18 protein-coding genes are annotated in these 18,708 nt (G+C 60.2%); 9 read left to right on the plus strand and 9 right to left on the minus strand.

Annotated features, from left to right (window positions below):
• Position 1: 1 nt before the first annotated feature.
• From AC245Y_RS25750 to oiaX, 7 genes are all read right to left on the minus strand, one after another.
• Positions 2-1,066, minus strand: coding sequence for an ABC transporter permease (locus AC245Y_RS25750; protein WP_017957302.1), 1,065 nt, complete (start codon positions 1,064-1,066; stop codon positions 2-4).
• On the minus strand, positions 1,063-2,613 hold the full coding sequence (locus AC245Y_RS25755) for a sugar ABC transporter ATP-binding protein (protein WP_003562291.1): 1,551 nt from the start codon (positions 2,611-2,613) through the stop codon (positions 1,063-1,065). Before AC245Y_RS25755 ends, AC245Y_RS25750 begins: the two co-directional genes overlap by 4 nt.
• Positions 2,610-3,254 carry a DUF2291 family protein gene (locus tag AC245Y_RS25760; protein ID WP_017996051.1) on the minus strand — a complete coding sequence of 215 codons (645 nt, stop codon included), beginning with the start codon at positions 3,252-3,254 and terminating at the stop codon, positions 2,610-2,612. Before AC245Y_RS25760 ends, AC245Y_RS25755 begins: the two co-directional genes overlap by 4 nt.
• 73 nt (positions 3,255-3,327) lie before the next feature.
• Positions 3,328-4,269 carry a D-ribose ABC transporter substrate-binding protein gene (locus AC245Y_RS25765; protein ID WP_003550404.1) on the minus strand — a complete coding sequence of 314 codons (942 nt, stop codon included), beginning with the start codon at positions 4,267-4,269 and terminating at the stop codon, positions 3,328-3,330.
• A 100-nt stretch (positions 4,270-4,369) separates the two neighbouring features.
• The gene (locus tag AC245Y_RS25770) at positions 4,370-5,197 is read right to left on the minus strand and encodes a phosphogluconate dehydrogenase C-terminal domain-containing protein (RefSeq protein ID WP_017996050.1); all 828 of its coding nucleotides are present in this window, start codon (positions 5,195-5,197) and stop codon (positions 4,370-4,372) included.
• A 121-nt stretch (positions 5,198-5,318) separates the two neighbouring features.
• Positions 5,319-6,656 (minus strand): four-carbon acid sugar kinase family protein, encoded by a 1,338-nt coding sequence (locus tag AC245Y_RS25775; RefSeq protein ID WP_032996962.1) that lies wholly within the window; start codon positions 6,654-6,656, stop codon positions 5,319-5,321.
• Positions 6,657-6,661: 5 nt separating this feature from the next.
• Positions 6,662-7,918, minus strand: coding sequence for a 3-oxo-isoapionate-4-phosphate decarboxylase OiaX (gene oiaX, locus AC245Y_RS25780; RefSeq protein ID WP_032996858.1), 1,257 nt, complete (start codon positions 7,916-7,918; stop codon positions 6,662-6,664).
• A gap of 176 nt (positions 7,919-8,094) precedes the next feature.
• On the opposite strand from oiaX, the gene AC245Y_RS25785 reads away from it, so the two are divergent.
• The 3 genes from AC245Y_RS25785 (at position 8,095) to AC245Y_RS25795 (ending at position 9,876) form a co-directional block, all read left to right on the plus strand.
• The gene (locus AC245Y_RS25785) at positions 8,095-8,799 is read left to right on the plus strand and encodes a transcriptional regulator NanR (RefSeq protein WP_026157568.1); all 705 of its coding nucleotides are present in this window, start codon (positions 8,095-8,097) and stop codon (positions 8,797-8,799) included.
• 177 nt (positions 8,800-8,976) lie between these two features.
• On the plus strand, positions 8,977-9,297 hold the full coding sequence (locus AC245Y_RS25790; RefSeq protein WP_003562285.1) for a hypothetical protein: 321 nt from the start codon (positions 8,977-8,979) through the stop codon (positions 9,295-9,297).
• A 477-nt stretch (positions 9,298-9,774) separates the two neighbouring features.
• Entirely contained in the window at positions 9,775-9,876 is a 102-nt protein-coding gene (locus tag AC245Y_RS25795; RefSeq protein WP_458394977.1) for a hypothetical protein, read from the plus strand.
• A 91-nt stretch (positions 9,877-9,967) separates the two neighbouring features.
• On the opposite strand, the gene AC245Y_RS25800 is transcribed toward AC245Y_RS25795, so the two are convergent.
• Complete coding sequence (locus tag AC245Y_RS25800; RefSeq protein WP_003562284.1) at positions 9,968-10,702, minus strand: Crp/Fnr family transcriptional regulator; 735 nt, start codon at positions 10,700-10,702, stop codon at positions 9,968-9,970.
• 153 nt (positions 10,703-10,855) lie between these two features.
• Complete coding sequence (locus AC245Y_RS25805; RefSeq protein WP_017996045.1) at positions 10,856-12,241, minus strand: sensor histidine kinase; 1,386 nt, start codon at positions 12,239-12,241, stop codon at positions 10,856-10,858.
• A 612-nt stretch (positions 12,242-12,853) separates the two neighbouring features.
• On the opposite strand from AC245Y_RS25805, the gene AC245Y_RS25810 reads away from it, so the two are divergent.
• The 6 genes from AC245Y_RS25810 to AC245Y_RS25835 all read left to right on the plus strand — a co-directional run bounded on the left by AC245Y_RS25810 (position 12,854) and on the right by AC245Y_RS25835 (position 18,674).
• Positions 12,854-13,612: a FadR/GntR family transcriptional regulator gene (locus AC245Y_RS25810; protein ID WP_017996043.1), complete on the plus strand. Its 759-nt coding sequence runs from the start codon at positions 12,854-12,856 to the stop codon at positions 13,610-13,612.
• A gap of 23 nt (positions 13,613-13,635) precedes the next feature.
• A complete protein-coding gene (locus tag AC245Y_RS25815) occupies positions 13,636-14,610 on the plus strand; it encodes a sialic acid TRAP transporter substrate-binding protein SiaP (protein ID WP_003562281.1) in 975 nt (324 codons plus the stop codon).
• Positions 14,611-14,728: 118 nt separating this feature from the next.
• On the plus strand, positions 14,729-15,301 hold the full coding sequence (locus tag AC245Y_RS25820; protein WP_017996042.1) for a TRAP transporter small permease: 573 nt from the start codon (positions 14,729-14,731) through the stop codon (positions 15,299-15,301).
• Between the two features lie 4 nt (positions 15,302-15,305).
• Entirely contained in the window at positions 15,306-16,712 is a 1,407-nt protein-coding gene (locus tag AC245Y_RS25825) for a TRAP transporter large permease (protein WP_017996041.1), read from the plus strand.
• Between the two features lie 9 nt (positions 16,713-16,721).
• Positions 16,722-17,756, plus strand: a complete 1,035-nt coding sequence (locus AC245Y_RS25830; protein WP_017996040.1) for an L-idonate 5-dehydrogenase — start codon at positions 16,722-16,724, stop codon at positions 17,754-17,756.
• Between the two features lie 210 nt (positions 17,757-17,966).
• Positions 17,967-18,674 carry a GntR family transcriptional regulator gene (locus tag AC245Y_RS25835; RefSeq protein WP_017996039.1) on the plus strand — a complete coding sequence of 236 codons (708 nt, stop codon included), beginning with the start codon at positions 17,967-17,969 and terminating at the stop codon, positions 18,672-18,674.
• Positions 18,675-18,708: the final 34 nt, after the last annotated feature.

Genomic DNA, 18,708 nt, shown 5'->3' on the forward strand with positions numbered 1-18,708 from the left:
CTCAACCTGCCTTTGCCATCTGCATGAGGGTGACGCGCTGCTGCAGGCGGCGCTGCGCCTGATCGACCACGACGGCGATGATGATGACCAGGCCCTTGATGACCATCTGCCAGAAGGAGGAGACGCCCATCATCACCAATCCGTCGGAGAGGATGCCGATGACGAAGGCGCCGATGATCGTGCCGCCGATCGTGCCGCGACCGCCCGACATCGAGGTGCCGCCGAGCACGGCTGCGGCAATCGCATTGAGTTCGAAGCTTTCGCCGGTTGCCGGATGGGCTGCCATCAGTTCGGAGGAGATGACGACGCCGACGATGGCGGCGCAAAGTCCCGAGAACATGTAGACGAAGATCTTCACGACATCGACCCGGATACCGGACATGCGCGCGGCCCGTTCATTGCCGCCGACGGCGAAGATGTGACGGCCAATCGGCGTCGAGCGTGCGACATAGGCGGCCAGCAGCGCAAGCACGATCAGAATCCAGATCGATACCGGCAGGCCGAGAATGCGTCCCGCGCCGAAGAAATCGAAGCCGGTCGTCGCATATTCAGGTCGGCCGACAAGGTTCGGAAACGTCTGGCCGTCCGACGACAGCAAAGCGAGGCCGCGGGCGATATAGAGTGTGCCGAGCGTGGCGATGAAGGGCGCAACGTTGAGCTTGGTGATCAGCAGGCCGTTGATCAGACCGATGAGCAGGCCGATCGACAAGGTGATCAGCACGATCTCGAAGAGGTTGAAAAAGATGGTGTAGCCGATCGGCAATTCGATGCCGTAAAGGATCAGGCCGCCGGCGACCATGCCGCAAAGCCCGACGATCGATCCGACTGAGAGATCGATGCCGCCGGTGATGATGACGAAGGTCATGCCCATGGCCAGGAAGGCGTTCAGCGCCACGTGCTTCGACATCAGGATCATGTTCGCCGTCGAGGTGAAGTTCGGGGCGAAGATCGCAAAGAAGATGATGACGGCGAACAGAGCGATGAACGTCCTGAGCTTCATCAGCGTCAGAAGCGCCGAGCCGTTGGCGCCCTTCGGCGCAAGAGTGGTTGATGTTGCCGCCATCATGACGCGAGTTTCCCTTGATGTCCGTGTCCCTTGGCCGAAGCCGCGATAATGGCTTCTTCCGTCGCCTCGTTGCGGTCGAAGACGGCGACCAGCTGGCCGTTGCTCAAGACCGCGATGCGATCGGAAAGCGCCATGACCTCCTCGAGGTCGGAAGTCGAAAACAGAATGGCAAGCCCATTGGCCGCCAGCCGCCGCATGGTGCGAAAGACGTCGGCCTTGGCGCCGACATCGATGCCGCGGCTCGGCTCGTCCATTAGAAGCACTTTCGGATTGGTCATCAATGCCTTACCGATGACGACCTTCTGCTGATTGCCGCCGGACATCGAGGTCACCTCGAAATCCGGATTCGGCGCCTTGATCGAGAGATCGCGGATTGCATCGCGAACGGCATTTTTCTCCGCCCCCCTGTCGATGTGAAAGAGCCGGGTGAAGCGGCCGAGGCTCGCCAGTGTCAGATTGGAGGCGATGGAAAGCACCTGGACCAGACCTTCGCGCTGCCGGTCTTCCGGAATGAGCGCAAGGCCGCGGCGGATGCGCCGCGTAGTGTCGCGGGCACGAACCTGCTTGCCGTCGATGAAGATCTTGCCGGTCGAGTGTGTGTGACGGCCGATCACGCATTCGAAGAATTCGCTGCGCCCGGCACCCATCAGGCCGTAGATGCCGAGGATTTCGCCCGCCCTGACCGACAGGGAGACATCGTTGACCGAAAGCCCACCCGTCGGCCGCGGCAGGCTGATGTTTTCGGCGCGAAAGACCTCGGCTCCGACGGCGTGGTCCACAGACTTTGCAAAATCCTTGGCATCCGAGCCGATCATGGAACGCACGATCCAGCGCGTGTCGATATCGCGGACCATCGCTTCGCCGGTGACCTGGCCGTCACGCAGCACCGTGATGTAGTCGCCGATCCGCATCAACTCCTCGAGCCGGTGCGAGATATAGACGATCGCCACACCCTGGGCCTTCAGTTCCGCGATCACCTTGAACAGGATCTCGACTTCGGCCGCCGAAAGCGCCGACGTCGGCTCGTCCATGATCAGGATACGGGCATTCAACGACATCGCCTTGGCGATCTCGACGAGCTGCTGCTGGCCGATCGGCAAATCCTCGACCATCGCATCCGCCTCGATTCCGGCATCCAGGCGCTTCAAAAATGCATTGGCCTTTTGCACCTGCGCCTTGTGATCGATGCCGAGGATGCCGCGGGTGATCTCACGCGTGGTGAAGATATTCTCGGCGACCGACATGTTGGCGAAGAGATTGAGTTCCTGGAAGATCATGCCGATGCCATTTGCCTGCGCGTGCGCCGGGCTGTCGAAGGATACGGGCTTGCCATCGAGGATGATGCGGCCGAGCGTCGGACGCTCGACACCGGCGATGATCTTCATCAACGTCGACTTGCCTGCACCGTTTTCGCCGACGAGGACGTTCACTGCACCGCGGCGCAGCTCGAGATTGGCGCGCTTGACGGCGACGATGCCAGAATAGACCTTCGACACGTCGTCGAGGCGCAGGATGATGTCGTCCTTTTCTGCCTCTCCTGTGGTCATGGGCCGACCTTCAGTTCCGAAGGTGTTATGAGCGGCAGCTCGCCGCTCTTCGGCAGCGGAAACGCGCCGATCGCGGTCACCGTCTTGCCGGCGAGGCCTTCGCGCGGAACGGCTGACAGAAAGGCCGTATTGGCCTTCTCGTTGAAGGCTTTGCCGAACTGCGCCCACTCGATCTGGTTCTTGAATTCGTTGAAATTGACGAACTCCAGCGTGTCGCGCAGCGCCGTGCCGCGCAGCGCTGGCCCGATTTGCACCTTGGCGTCGGCCTTGCCGTCGCCATCTGCGTCGACATCGAGTGTTGCCGCGCGCGAGGCCGTATCGGCCGCGACAACCTTGCCCGTGATCTTCACCGCATAGGTCCATGGCGAGCTGCTCTGCTTGCGGGGATTGCCGTATTTCTCGCCGGCGGCGTCGGGGCTGGAGGTGGCCAGTTGCATGACGTCCTTGAGGTCGCCGGCGCGCTTTTCGAAATAGGGCACTGCCTCGGACTGCCAGATCGCCTCGACCTTTGCATTCGGATCGAAGGCGGTCTTGGCCGCTGCCGCAGCCTTTTCCTCAGCCGTCGGCGTCTTGATGATCTTGCAACCGGGCAAGGCGGCCGCCACGACGGCAGCGAGCAGGGCGCCCTTCATTCTCAACATGCTTTAAACCTCGACGTCTTGCAAAATGCATTGCGGAGGGCGCAGCGCTGCGCCCTCCGCAATTCGCGGCTGATCAGTTCGTCAGGGCGAAGGTTTCGAGCTTGCCGGCATTGTCGGCGTTGATGAGAACGCAATCCATCAACTGCTTCTCTTCCTTTGGCGTCGTCTTGTTCTTTATGTATGCGTCTGCCTGTTCCACCGCCAGCTGAGCCTGCGCATAGGCGGGCTGCAGGACCGTTGCCTTGATGCCGCCCGACTTGATGGAGTCGCGCACGTCGTTGGAACCGTCGAAGCCGACGACGATCACGTCCTTGCGGCCGGCCGCCTGCAGCGCGGCGATCGCGCCCATGGCCATGGTGTCGTTGCCTGAAATGACGCCCTTGATGTCGGGATTTGCCTGGAGGATGGTTTCCATCTTTGAATAGGCTTCCGTCTGGCTCCAGTTGGCCGACTGCTTGGCGACGGACTTCAGGTCCGGATAGTCGTCGATGACGTCGTGATAGCCTTGCGAGCGGATGCCGGCATTGGTGTCGGACTCCTTGCCCACCAGCTCGACGTAATTGCCTTTCTCGCCCATCAGCTTGACGAATTCCTGCGCCCCGAGCTGGGCGCCCTGATAGTTGTTCGAGACGATCTGGGCGACGGCAACGCCGGTCGCGTTGATTTCACGGTCGATCAGGAAGGAGGGGATGCCTGCATCCTTTGCCTTCTTGACGGCTGCGACGGAGGCGTCGGCTCCGGCATTGTCGAGGATGATCGCCTTGGCGCCGCGCCCGATCGCCGTGTCGATCATTTCGGACTGCTTGTTGGCGTCGTCGTCATGCGTCATGAGCAGCGTCTCATAGCCGAGCTCCTTCGCCTTGGCTTCAGCGCCGACAGCTTCGGCCTTGAAGAAGGGATTGTCATGCGCCGGCGTGATGATGGCGATGAGATCGGCCGAAAAGGCCGGAAGAGCCGTTCCAAGCGCCAGTGCGCCGGCAAAAGCTGCAAGTGTCAGTCTGCGCGTCAGTTTCATATTTTCCTCCCTGTTGTGAATGAAGCCCCGTCTCCCTGGGGCGGCTAGACCCCGTCTCCCCGGGGCAGTTGAGGGGGAGGGCTTGCCTCCCCAAGCCGGTTCACGTGATGCGCCGGATGCTTTCGGCGATCTCCTGCGGTTCGAATACTTTTTTCCAGTCGTCGCGCATCAGCGCCGGGATGCCGAACTCGATCGCCTTGTTACAGGCATCCGAGAACACGCCGTCGACTTCCTTGAAGATGACCGCGCCGAGCACGTTCATATGGCCGAGCAGGAAGTCGCGGGCGGCCTGTTCCGGCACGCCGCGTGCCACGCATTCGTCCATGGCCTGCCGCATGACGACGAGCAGCGATGCGCAGACGGTTTCCGACAAGCCCGGTTCGAGCATGGCAAGCTGATCGACCGTGACCCGGTGCGAGCGCATGACCGGGGCCCAGATCAGCTTGGCGATTTCCTCGCCGAGCGCGTAGGCGCTTTCCGGACCCTGCATCAGCGCCGAGACGATATGCTGCTTGGCGAAGAGGCCGCCGAAGTGGTCCTTCTTCGCCTGCATGTCCGTCTCGTCGTTGAAGATCGGCGGATGGCAGGGATGGGTGACGAAATAGGTAAGATCGTCGCGCTTCGGCAGGTGGCCGGCAAAGGGAGCCGCAGCGTCCAGCGCGATCACCATGGTACCTGATGCGAGCTTGTCGACGATGCCTGCCGCGACTTTGCCGATTGCCGTGTCCGGCACGGCAAGGATCACCACGTCGGCGCCGTCGAGCCCGATATCCACGGGCACGCAATCGACACCGAGATCATTCTTCAAACGGGCCTTGCCTGCGTCGCTCACCTCGATATGGCGCACTTGGAAACGCGAGCCTTTGAGATTTTTGGCAAGCCGGTATCCCATTTTTCCGCCTGCGCCGAAGAGGGCAATCTTAGTCATGTTTTCCTCACCTTTTCCGTTTCTGGATAGGATCATATACTGGTATGATGAGTCAATCACCATATCACTTGATTCATATGATCCACACGTTTTTCTGCGCCAAGCCGGTTCGGGGAAACCATCACAGTTTCCTTCCATCGCGGATCTGCGTGAAATAGCCGTCCGTCCCGACCTGACCGCCTTTGAGGGCAATCTGCAGGCCGTTGGTCGGCTGATAGTCGCCATGCGCAAGGCAAAGCGGAGAACCCGGCGTCTGGGGCAGCGGAAGAAGCGTTGTCAGCGCGTCGATCTTCAACTGTCTCAGTGCGTGACTGGATGTGTCGCCGCCGGCGACGACCGCACGTGAAAGTCCTTCGCTCTCGATCAGGCGGCGCAAGATCGTGCCGAGCGCGCTGCCGAGCCGGTGACGAGCGCCCGGATGCCTGTCGATGTCGGTGCCGCGGTCTGCGGACGGGCCAAGCGCGGTATAAAGGATGACGCTCTTGCCTTGCCGGAGCATCTGGATGCCGGCCTCGACCGCTGCATCCACCGCGCCTTCGCCATGCTCCGAGACCAGTGCAAGCGGATCGAGCGCGATACTCTCGAAGCCGTTGTCGACAGCCGTCCGGATCTGGCGCTCGGTCGTTGGCGATACGCTGCCCGAGACGACGGCGAGGCGATCAACCGGGCCGATATCGGGAAACTCGGCGCCGCTGTTGCCGATGAAGCCGCTCCGCCGCCACGCGCTGAGCAGGGCATATTCGACCCCCGAGGAGCCGGCGACAAAGCTTCCCGAACGGCCGGTGGCACGAAGCAACTGTCGACCCGCGGCCTCCTGCGTCGCCTCGGAGTCGACATCGATGAGCAGGATCCCTTCTGAAGCCGACGCCAGTTCGTCGATCCGCGCATCGGCGTCCGGCGCGGTGATGGCGACGAGATCGGCGAGCAGGACGGGAAGGCGGGTCTGCTTCGACAGGTGGACCGCAAGGTCCGCCTCGTCCATCGGGGTCACCGGATGGCGGCTCATGACGGGATGGCGGTCGATGCGAAAGATCCGGCCCTGGTAAGCGGCAAAGAGATTGCCGAATGCCGTATAGCGCTTCAATTGCGGCGCACCGACGATGACGGGCACGACGGATTGCCCGAATACCGATCGGCCGATTTCGATCGCCTTGCCGATATTGCCGATTTCGGGGCCGGAATCGAAGGTCGAGCAGACCTTGTAGTGGCAGATGTCAGCGCCGAGCGAATTCAGCCACTCGAAAGCGCGCGCAAGGTGCTCTTGCATCCATGCGGGGGTCTCGCTGCGGCTTGTCCCGGCAATGCCGATTGCCCGGCAATCCCCAAAACGCGCGAGCAGTTCCGGTGTCGGAACGTCGAGGAAGAGCACGGTCGACACGCCGTTCGATGCCAATGCCTCCATGACATCGGTGGAGCCGGTGAAGTCATCCCCGTAATAGCTGACGAGAGGTCCATCCATCGCGGTCACGCGCCCTTGCCGTCGCTGAACTTTGCAATCGAGGCGGCGAGCTCCGGATGATCTTTCGCGTAGGTCTCCAACGGGATGTCCGCGACCGCGGCCTGCCAAGCCTGCTGCACGGCCCGAACGCCGGCCGCCGGGCCGCCGGGGTGGCTGACGATGCCGCCGCCGCAGAGATAGAGAAGATCGACGGTGCGGCCGGTCCGCTGATAGGTCTCAGGCGCCTGTCCTCCCCACTGACCCGAACCGGCAACCGGAAGCGGGCAATCGGAGGCATCAAACAGCGGCGTACTGACGGCCTTGAAGGACGAAACGAAGCTGTCGTCCGGCTCCCAATATTTGACCCTGATGCCGTTGATCTGAAACTGATCGACGCCCAGCAGCCGCCAGAATTGCTGGTAGACCTTGAAATCCATGCCGGCGCCCGGGTCGCGCGTCAGCAAGTCCCAACCGTTTCGATGTGCGTGCAGCACCAGATTGGAGCGCTTGCGCAGAAAACTCATGCCGCCGAAGCCGATCGAGTTGATGTTGACGACGGCGCAGTTGCCGGCGGCCTTGGCGACGATGTCGTGGTTGCGCATCATCTCGTCGGGGTCGGCATGCGAGATGCCGAAGGCATACATGACCTTCTTGCCGGTCTTCTGCTCGTGATCGAGAATGCGCGGCATGATCGCCGCAACGCGGTCCTTGAGCGGCGAATAGGCCGGGCTCATCAGTTTTTCGTCATCCTTGATGAAGTCGACGCCGGATGAGATCAACTCGCCGACCAGTTCCGCCGTTTCGTGCGGCCTGAGACCGAGCGCCGGCTTGACGATCGTTCCGATGATGGGTCGGCCTTCGACGCCGGTGAGGCGGCGGCTTCCAGGAATGCCGAACTGCGGTCCGGGATGCGCGCTTTTGAAGGCGTCGGGCAGCGTCATGTCGACGATGCGGATGCCGGTCATGCCCTTGATGGAGTAGACGCCGCCGATCGCAATGGTCATCAATGCCGAAAGGTCGGTGCCGATCGCATCCAGTGGAAAGGCTATGTCGACATCGGCGCGATGAAGCAACGTGCCGGGGGCGATCTCGGGCCAGGTCGGATGACGCGCATCTTCGAGCGGACGGATCGCCAGGACGCGGGCGGCGACACGTGATTTCAGCTCTTCGGTCTCGCCGGGGACGGGAACGAAGGTGCCGGTCGACTGGTCGCTCGCGATCTTTTCCGCCATCGCCTCGACGCTGCCGGGCGTTTCGATACGGTAGGTCAGGGTAACTATCATGAAACGGACGGTTGCTCCTCTCGCCACGCAGATTACCATGGCGTCAACTTGTGATCTGGTATAATGAGTATTCCAACTCATGAAAAGTAGAATCTTCGGATCCGCAAATTTTCGCCGACAGCTTTGTTCTCGACCCGGAAACTGTTAGGAGGAAACATTTGAGCCAGCGAGATATGATGACCCAGCCCCTCGAACAAATCGTCCGCCGGAAACTCTCTGACGAAGTGTTTGATCGACTTGAGCGAATGATTACCTCGGGCGAGCTCCAGCCCGGCGACGAAATGCCTTCCGAGCGGGTGCTGATGGAACGCTTCGGCGTCGGCCGGCCGGCGATCAGGGAGGCCATGCAATCCCTCGCCAACAAAGGTCTGGTCAGCATTTCACATGGCGAGCGGGCCAAGGTTCTCCGGCTGACGGCAAAATCGATATTCCGCCAGGTCGATCTCACCGCCAAGATCATGCTGTCGCAATCGTCGGACTCGCTGGAATATTTGAAGAGCGCGCGCATCTTCTTCGAGCGGGGCATGGCGCGCGAGGCCGCGCAGCGGTCCTCGGCAAGCGATATCGCCGACCTCAGGAACATCATCGAACGCCAGCGAATGTCACTTGGCCGGGCCGAAGAGTTCATCGACGCCGACATGGAGTTTCACACCCGCATCGCGCAGATATCAGGCAACCCGATCTACATTGCCGTCAGCGAAGCAATGCTTGCCTGGCTGAAGGAATATCATACCGAGATGCTGATCTGGACCGGCAAGGAAAAATTCACGCTCGCCGAACACGACGAGATCGTCGACCGCCTTGAAGCAAACGATGTGGATGGCTCGGAAACGGCGCTGCTCAAGCATCTTGAGCGGTCGCGGGCGCTTTACGCGAAATAATCGCCGATTACCTTGTGAGCAATGGGTGCTCATCCTCCTGCTTAAAAGACCTCGATTGTTGACCGCGTCGCGGCTGTCGGACGCGGCAGTGCATTTATCGGCCGCAGCGGAACAATGATCAAAGAACGAGGTTGTGAATGGGTCAAGCACGCAAAGATCCCCAAGGAGGACATCACAATGCGCATGAAACTTGTAGCAGCTTCCCTCTTCGCTATCGGGATGGCCACATCCGCTTTCGCCCAGTCCAACCCAGCGCCGGCCGGCGCAACGATCGACAAGAATCAAGCCGATCAGGGCGGCGGCGCCACTAGCGACACGAAGACTAAAAAGCCGATGGCAACGGATTCCACCACGACGAATTCCACGACCAGCGGCACGATGAAGATGGATAAGACCAAGTGCCCCAATCCGGTCAATAACTCTGCCAATCTTCAGACACAGGGCGGTACGAGCAACGCCACCCCGATGGATGAAGCCTGCGCGGCTCACAACAATTGATCGGCTTCCTCACGAAAATTCCCATCGTGACCTGACCCCCGAAAGTTGGACATCCAACCTCGGGGGTTTTGCGTGGCCGAACTTCAGCAAAGCACGTCCGTCGGGCAGGACCGCTGCCGGCACGACGGCTTCAGGCCGCTAGCCCTCTTTTCTCGATGGCATGATTCACCAACGCGAAACGTGCCGGATCGGATGAAAGCGACGTGTTTGTCCGATATCGTATGCATTTGGACTTGAAAAACTCCAGCGATGCCGTCCATGCAAGGCCCAACACCGGTTATTAAAAATGCGCCGCCAGACCCCCCAATTCATCCGGCGCCGGCCAAAAGGGGGCGAGAGGACAACTATTGGTGCCGTTGAGTGGCGAACTGGTCCTTTTCTAAGGAGCAGACCAAAGTCATCGTTTCAGGAACTTCGACGCCTGCCGTCTGGGAAGGCACCGAACTGGCGACGATCGAGGACGCAAGGCAACAAGCCGTGCAAGATGCGAGAGCGCTGATGAGCCAGCAGTGCTTGCGGGAAAAGACATGTCGGCGAGAAAGATACACATCGGTGACGAACAGGGAACCGTTTTTCTGACTATGCTCTTCGTCAGAGACGATCAGAAGCTCCGACTAAGACATCCTGTTCTAAATTGATGTCGTCCGAAAACCGCCCACACTTTTCGGCTTCATGCTCTAGCGGAACGCCGGATCGGCAGTCCGATCAAGCGCTCGTATTCCCGTTCCGGAATGCCGTAGCTTCCGGCGGCGATCTCCTCCAGCCTTTCTCGGTCGAGAACCTTGACGTTGGCGCGGGTCGACCTAATGGCTCTCATTCCTTCGATGACATGCAGTTCGTTCGTCACGCCCGAGCGTCGTACGCCGAGCATCAGCGCCAGAAATTCATGCGTGAGCGGCAGGTCGTTGCCATTCAGCCGATCGTGACACATCAACAGCCAGCGGGCGAGCCGCTCATGCATGTTGTAGCGCCCGTTGGCGAGAGCCGACTGAGCCAGTTGTATATCACAGCAATGCATATATTGGAGGAACAGATCGTTGACGGCAGGAAACGCTGCGAGCACCCGCCCGAAGGTCTCGACGGAGACCAGCAGGCCGGATCCCGCGACCTGCATGAAGGTCCGATTGGGTGTCGTATTCGTCTTCAGAACAACATGCAGTCCTGCCATGCCCTCAAATCCGATATGTCCGACCTCGACGGCTTCGTCTTCGGCGTTCGTCGCCACCATCGATGCCAGACCACTTTCGACGAAACAGACATGTTCGTTCGGCTGGTCTGACTCGACCAGCACATGTCTCAACGGCAGCTCGACGGCTTGGGCATCGGCGGCCAGCAGGTCAAAGGCCTCCGCAGGCAAAGCCTTCAACAGCAAGTTATGAACAATACGCTGATCCTGTGCGGGCATGACCCCTCTCCAGCGGGAGGGAGCCCGCGCTCATACCGGCAGCTATGAGATCGCGGTAATGACCAGCTTATGCGTCAAAACAGCAGCCATATCCATATTTGGAAGGCGCTTTGTGCGGTTTTGACAAAACTTGCGGGCTGCCCGGGAAATCTGTCAGGGATTCCGGGGCAGACGGATCAGAAAACTCGCGCCGGGCCGCCGATTCTCGATGTGAAGCTCGGCCCTCAACTGCTGCACCAGAACGCGCACGACCTTCATGCCCAAGCTCTTGCCGTCATTTTTAGAGACGGAAAATCCGTCCGGGAAACCTTTTCCATCATCGGCGATTTCAAGGCGGATTTCGTCGGCGGTGGCGCGCGCACTGACGGTGACAGTGCCTGAAATATCGGAATAAGCGTGCTTGAAGGCGTTCGTCACCAGTTCGTTGACGAGAAGGGCAAGCTGGATTGCCCGGTCTGCATCGATAACGCACGCATCCGCGTCGACCGAAACCGTGTGCTTTGATGCCGCCTGCTGCAGGCGCAGACACAGGCTTGACAGAAAATCCGCCAGTTCCACCGTTTCGATGTTCGGTTGGCGCCACAATTGATCGTGTACCTCGGCAATGGTGCCGACGCGCGCTTCGGCATCGCGCAAAGCCTCTCCCACCTCCTGCTGTTCAGCCGAGCGGGCCTGCATCGAAAGCATGGCGGTGACCAGTGTCAGGCTGTTTTTGACACGATGGCTCATCTCGCGCAGCATGATTTGCTGGTGCTCATCTGCAAAGTGACGCTCGGTGTCATCCCGAAGTACCTTGAGATAGCCGGCTCTTTGATGATGGGCGCGCAGCGGCATGGTCAATCCGCTGCCCCAGAACGTGGATCCATCCTTACGCAAATGAAATCGTTCGTTTTCAGCCCGGCCGCGCTCAAGCGCCGTCTCCATCTCGCGGTCAAGCGCCACATGGCCCTCGGTGCGGTCTTCCGGTACGAAGAGAATGCGTGCGTCTTGACCGAGAATCTCATCCTCCAGATATCCAAAGATGCGGCAAGCCCCGGTGTTCCAACTGATGATCCGCCCATCTTGATCAAAGGAAAAGATCGCGTAATCGATCGCGCTTTTAAGAATAAGCTGGAGGCGTTCCTCGCTGGCGCGCAACGCTTCGTCCTGCTGAAGCGTCAGGGTCCGGTCCCGGACGATTTTCGCCAGGCCGTAGATCCCACCCACGTCGTTGCGAAGCGGCATCATCAGCCCTGACGCCCAGAACATGCTGCCGTCTTTTCTGACGTGCCACCGATTGTCGTCGGCGCGGCCGGTGGTCAGCGCAAGCCGCTTCTCTTTGAGCGGCGCTCCGGCGAGTTGATCCTCGAATGAAAAGATGATGACCCCATTCTGTCCGATCATCTCGGATGCCGAATAGCCGAAGAGGTTTTCCGCACCGGCACTCCACGTCGCCACAGTGCCATCGAGATCCATGGCAAAGATCGCATAGTCGAGCGCGCTCTCGACGATGTGGCGATGGATTTCATCCTCGTCGCTCGGGAAGGAATATTGATCCATACCAGTGACCCCCAGCTGGATTACCGTAGGTGAGACTTTAGCATCTGCTAAAGGAATTTCTCGACGCGTGCGATTGCGTACAAAACCCGGTCGGCGAACCGCGTGCAAAAGAGGCACGGTGGGTCAAATGCCTTGCAATCGGCCACCCCGGGTTCAAAATTTCGGCATCGCCGAGCAGACTTCATGGCGCTCGCGGCTGGGAGACGGCGTGCTCTCGCCAAACGACGCGAGCAGTGCGATACGACCGTTCAAAAGCGAAAAATCTATCGCAGCTGGCGGATCCGGAGCTTTCTTTTTCTGGACAGCATTCTCGAGCCAAGCTCGGCGGCCACCGACGTCGTATGGAGGCTGGCGCCCTTGGATTTCTAGTTAACCGACCTGTCGTTCGTCGATTGGTCGTATATTTGCCGCCGTCCTCAGGCTTTGCACCAGTAGCGATCGGGGCTTGCCCCTCGTCGGCGAGAACAAGTCGTGCTCTGCCTTTGGATAAACAATCTTTTTCCAGTTATGCGGCGGATTGACGCACAACCCAAGGGATGCTACCTATAACTTAATTGGTCAGGCCAATTGACCAGCTGCGCGCTTGAGGAGAAGCCGCCTAGGGAGGCCACGATGTTTTCGCCTGTTGAATCACGGCGCCTGTATCGGCAGGTCGCGGATCAGATTCGTATGATGATCGCCAGCGGTGAGCTTGCCGTCGGCCAGCGGCTGCCGGCCGAGCGCGATCTGGCGGAGCAACTGTCGGTTTCGCGCCCGACCGTCCGCGAGGCGCTGATCGTCCTGGAGGTCGAAGGCCTCGTCAATATCCGCATGGGATCCGGCATTTATGTGGTGCGCCAGCATGCTGCGACCGTCGCTGGGGCCGAGCGCGAGCCAGTGGAGGGGCCTTTCGAACTGCTCCAGGCGCGGGCCCTCATCGAATGCGCCATCGCCGAAGAAGCGGCCGGTCGCGCCAAGCCGGACGATATCGCTCTGCTCGATGAAGCTCTGACGCGCATGGGTGGTGTGGTTAACGATGCAATCGCAGTGCTCGATGCCGATCGCGCCTTCCACACCGGCATTGCCGCCATCATTGGGAATGCGACATTGATCCGCGTGACGGGCGAGATGTTCGACATGCGCATGACGCCTTATTTCGCAAGGCTCGCTAGCCACTTCGAGGGGCCGACGACATGGCGCAGCGCTCTGGATGAGCACCGGGCCATTCGCGACGCGATCGCCGCCGGCGATGCCGCCGGCGCCAAGGCTGCCATGCGCGCCCATCTGACCATGTCGCAGAAGAGGTTTTCCGAAAGCTTCGGGGAGGAGTTCTCGGGGGAAGAGGAGCGCGGACGCAACAAGCGGCCGCCGAAAGGAACTGCCAAGACTTAACCCAAGCTCGGGAGGAGAGAGCAATGAAAAGCAGACTGGCAACGATACTTTGCACTGCAGCCGTAATCATGGCGAGCAGCGCGATCGCACAGGCCCAGACAGTGCTGAAATGGGCTCATGTCTATGAAACGTCAGAGCCCTTCCACACGGATTCCGTATGGGCCGCAGAAGAGATCAACAAGCGCACAGACGGGCGCTATAAGATCGAGGTCTATCCGGCGTCGCAGCTGGGCAAGGAAGCCGACATCAACCAGGGCCTCAAGCTAGGGACCGTCGACATCATCATCTCGGGATCGAGCTTCGCGGCGCGAGACTACAAGCCGATCGGCGTGACTTACTTCCCCTACATTTTCCGCGGTCCCGATCACCTGATCGCCTATACCAAGAGCGATGTCTTCAAGCGTCTTGCCAAAGGCTATGAAGACAAGACCGGCAACCACATCGCGGCCGTCAGCTATTACGGCACGCGCCATACGACATCAAACAAGCCGATCACCAAATGCGCCGATATGCAGGGCTTGAAAATCCGCGTGCCTGACGTTCCGGCCTATCTCGCCATGCCGCGCGCCTGTGGCGCCAACACCACGCCGATCGCCTTTGCCGAGGTCTATCTCGCTTTGCAGAACGGTACGGTCGAGGCGCAGGAAAATCCGCTGACGACGATCGAGGCGAAGAAGTTCTACGAAGTCCAGAAGAACATCATCCTCACCGGCCACATCGTCGATCACCTCAACACCGTAGTCTCGAAGACGCGGTGGGCGAGCCTTTCCGACGAGGACAAGAAGATCTTCGGCGAGGTCATGCAGGAGGCCGCCGAGCGTACGAGCAAGACAATCGCCGGCAAGGAAAACAGCCTCATCGCGACCTTCAAGGAAAAAGGGTTGAATGTCGCCGAGGTCGACAAGGCCGATTTCGAAAAGACCGTGATGGAAAAGGTCAAGTTCGAGGATTTCGGCTACGAGAAGGCCGATTGGGAAGCAATCCGCGCGATCCAGTAAACCCACGCGGCGCGGCGCCTTACAGCGCCGCGCGTCTTTCAGACGCGCAAGGATGCAGTAACACGTTGGTTGCTGCAGGCGCCGCGCTCCTTCATTCCGAACTGGAACAGGGCCGATCATGTCGCAAGAAATTCATACGCAAATCACGGCCGAAGAAATCGGTCACGAGTTCGAAGGGCACGCGCCGACCGCAAACGTCTCGGACTACGCCATTGAAGACTGGATCACGCTGAGCGTCTTCTGGCTGATGGCCGGCTGCGTCTTCCTGCAGTTCTTCACGCGCTATGTGCTGAACGACAGCTACGCCTGGACCGAGGAGATTGCGATCAACTGCCTGATCGGCGTCGTCTTTCTCGGTTCCGTCATGTGCGTGCGCACCTCGCGGCATATCCAGGTGGATGTGTTCTATCACTATATGCCGGCAGGTCTGGCACGCGTGCTCGCCACTTTCGTCGATATCGTTCGCATTGGCTTCTTCGCCTATGGCTGCCACCTGATGTGGCGTTACGTCGATATCGTCGCGGACGAGCAGATGGTCACCGTCGACCTGCCGCGCAACGTCGTTTTCTACAGCGTTCTCATCGCCTTCGTGCTGATGCTGATCCGCGCGATCGTCGTCTTCATCGCCAATGTGCGCCGCGGCTACTCCGTTTTGGAGCGCCCCGAAGAATTCCAGACCGTCGAGGATTGATCTGATGCTACTGCTTCTTGGCTCGTTTCTGGTGCTGATGCTGGTCGGGGTGCCCGTTGCCATCTCGATGGCCGTCGCATCCGTGCTCTACATCGTCCTTTACGACGTGGCGCCCGATATCATCGTCGCCCAGCGCATGATCGCCGGCGTCGAAAGCTTCCCGCTGCTCGCCGTGCCCTTCTTCATCCTGGCGGGCAATCTGATGAACTCGGCCGGCGTCACCGGCCGCATCTATTCCTTTGCCGTCGCTCTCGTCGGCTGGATGAAGGGCGGTCTGGCGCAGGTTAACATCATCGGTTCCGTGATCTTCTCGGGCATGTCTGGCACGGCGCTTGCCGATGCGGCCGGTATCGGCACGATCGAGATCAAGGCAATGAAGGATCATGGCTATCCGGTCGAGGCCGCGGTCGGCGTGACGGCGGCTTCGGCAACGCTTGGCCCGATCTTCCCGCCGTCGCTGCCTTTCGTGATTTACGGCATGATGGCGAACGTCTCGATCGGCGCTCTTTTCATGGCGGGCATCCTGCCCGGCATTGTCATGACGCTCCTGATGATGATCACCGCCGCCGCCTTTGCCTATTGGAAGCGCTGGGGCTCCGACGCGCCATTTGATGTCAGACAGCTGCTGTCGGCGGGGATGGAAATCGTCGTCGTCCTGGCGGTGCCGCTGGCCATCTATCTGCTGATGCAGGCGGGCGTATCGATGAATGTTGCGGCGGGCATTGCCCTTGCCCTGCTTCTTGCCCTCGACTGGTATTTCCGCTTTTCCGCCGTCATGGCGCTGATGACGCCCGTCATCCTGATCGGCGGCATGACGATGGGCTGGTTCACGCCGACGGAGGCAGCGGTTGCGGCTGTCCTCTGGTCTCTGTTTCTCGGTCTGGTGCGTTACCGGACGATGACGCCCTCGACGCTTGCCAAGGCGAGCTTCGATACGATCGAGACGACGGCATCCGTTCTCTTCATCGTCACTGCGGCATCGGTCTTCGCATGGTTGCTGACGGTGAGCCAGGCGGCGCAGTTGCTCTCCGATGCGATCCTGTCGATCACCGACAATAAATGGTTTTTCCTGATCCTCGTGAACCTGCTGATGCTCTTCGTCGGCTGCTTCCTGGATACGATCGCGGCCATTACCATCCTGGTGCCGATCCTTCTGCCGATCGTTCTGAAATTCGGGATCGATCCGGTCCAGTTCGGTCTCATCATGACGCTGAACCTGATGATCGGCCTGTTACACCCGCCGCTCGGCATGGTGCTTTTCGTGCTGTCGAGGGTTGCGAAACTCTCCGTCGAACGTACGACCATGGCGATCCTGCCCTGGCTGGTGCCGCTCTTCCTGGCGCTGATCCTGATCACCTTCGTGCCCGCCATATCGCTGTGGCTGCCGCAGCAACTCGGGCTGCTGAGATAGGAGCGGAAGATGCGGACACGTGTGGCACGGCTTTACCAAAAGGGCGATCTGAGGATCGAGACCGATACGGTTGCGGCCCCTGGTCCCGGCGAGGTGCTTCTCAAAATGGCGGCCGCAGGGATTTGCGGCTCCGACCTGCATTATTATCAGGACGGCGGTTTCGGCCCAGTCCGGGTTCGCGAGCCGATCATACCCGGCCACGAGGCCTCGGGGACGGTGAGCCAAGCGGGCGAAGGCGTCGACCTAAACGCCGGGACGCTGGTGGCGGTCAATCCCAGCCAACCCTGCGGGCATTGCGAATATTGCGAGAAAAACATGCCAATCCATTGCTTGGAAATGCGCTTCATGGGTAGTGCGATGCGCCTGCCGCATGAGCAGGGCATGTTCCGGGAATGGCTGGTGGTGCCGGCCAAGCAGTGCTTCGCGGTCGGAGCAGCGACAACTGCTGCGGAAGCGGCCTGTAGCGAGCCGCTCTCCGTCTGCCTGCACGCGGCATCGCGCGCAGGAGATATCACAGGCAAACGCGTGCTGGTCACCGGCGCCGGCCCGATCGGCGCTCTGATGGTTGCCGTCGCCTCCTATCATGGCGCAAGCGAGATCGTGGTGACCGATCTCGCGGATGCGGCGCTGGACCGGGCCAAAGCGATGGGCGCCAGCCGCACGATCAATGTTTCCAAGAATGCCCAGGCGCTTGCGGAATTCGAGGCGGGAAAGGGCTATTTCGATCTCGTCTTCGAATGCTCGGCCGCCGCCCCGGCCATCCGCGGCGCGATCGCCGCCATCAGACCACGCGGAACGATCGTGCAGGTCGGCGTCACGGGAGACGTCCCGATCCCTCTCAACGCCATCGTCGGCAAGGAGCTTCAACTCCACGGAACGCAGCGCTTCCACGAGGAATTCGGTACTGTCGTCGAGCTGATCTCCAGCCGCAAGATCGATGTGCGGCCGATCATCAGCCACAGCCTGCCGCTCGAACAAGCCACCGCTGCCTTCACGCTCGCCGGCGATCGCGCAGCCGCCTGCAAGGTGCAACTCACCTTTTAGAGCGCGTTGCGGAAGTGACACCTGCGCGGCGGGGCGATGAACAATCGAATCCGCCCGGCCGACGCAGCATTCGCTTCGCCGTGAAGCAGTAACCTCACTCCCCTGAAACTGCTCTATCGCTCAGTCGGCGAGAGGAACCGATTTCGAAGTCTCAAGAAATTCTTGACGTCTATCTTATGTCTACATAATGTCTTCCAAAAGGATTATGAGATGGACGATGAAATTATCTCCGAGGTCGGCAACCCCGACCGTAAAACGAATCTAAGCCTGACGCTTCGCAGACGCATCCTGACGATGGAACTGCCGCCGGGTGCGGTACTGGACGAAGTGGCGCTGAGCGAGGAGTTTGGGTTGTCCCGACCGCCGGTTCGCGAGCTGATGCGACAGATGGCTGGCGAAGGCTATATCGAGCTGGAAGCCAACCGTGCTGCGCGGGTCAGTTCGATGAGCTACCAGTCGCTGCATGACTTCTTCCTTCTTGCGCCGATGATCTACATCACCGCCAGCAAGCTGGCGGCCGAGAACGGAACGCGCGGGCAGCTCGACGTGCTCAAGCAGGTTCAGCAATCATTTCGAAAGGCCGTCGACAATTGCGACGTCGAAGGGCGCGTCTTCTACAACGACCAGTTCCACCGCCAGATCGGTGAGATGGCGCACAACGTCTATCTGGTTCCGAGCCTGCGGCGACTGCAGATCGACCATGCGCGCATCGGCAAGGTTTTCTACAAGCACCCGAACACGCCTCGCATGCAGGAAGAACTCGAGCTCGCCACGCAACAACATGATGAGATGATCGAAGCCATCGGGAAACGCAATCCCGACGCAGCCGGAGAACTGGCGCGGCTTCACCTCGAGCTTTCACGACGAAACATGGCCATGTACGCGGCCCCGGAGGGGCTGGAGACGCCGACCCTCTAGGACCTTTGGCTCGACCCTTCGACAGCCTAACGCA

Source organism: Rhizobium sp. SRDI943, assembly GCF_057653695.1.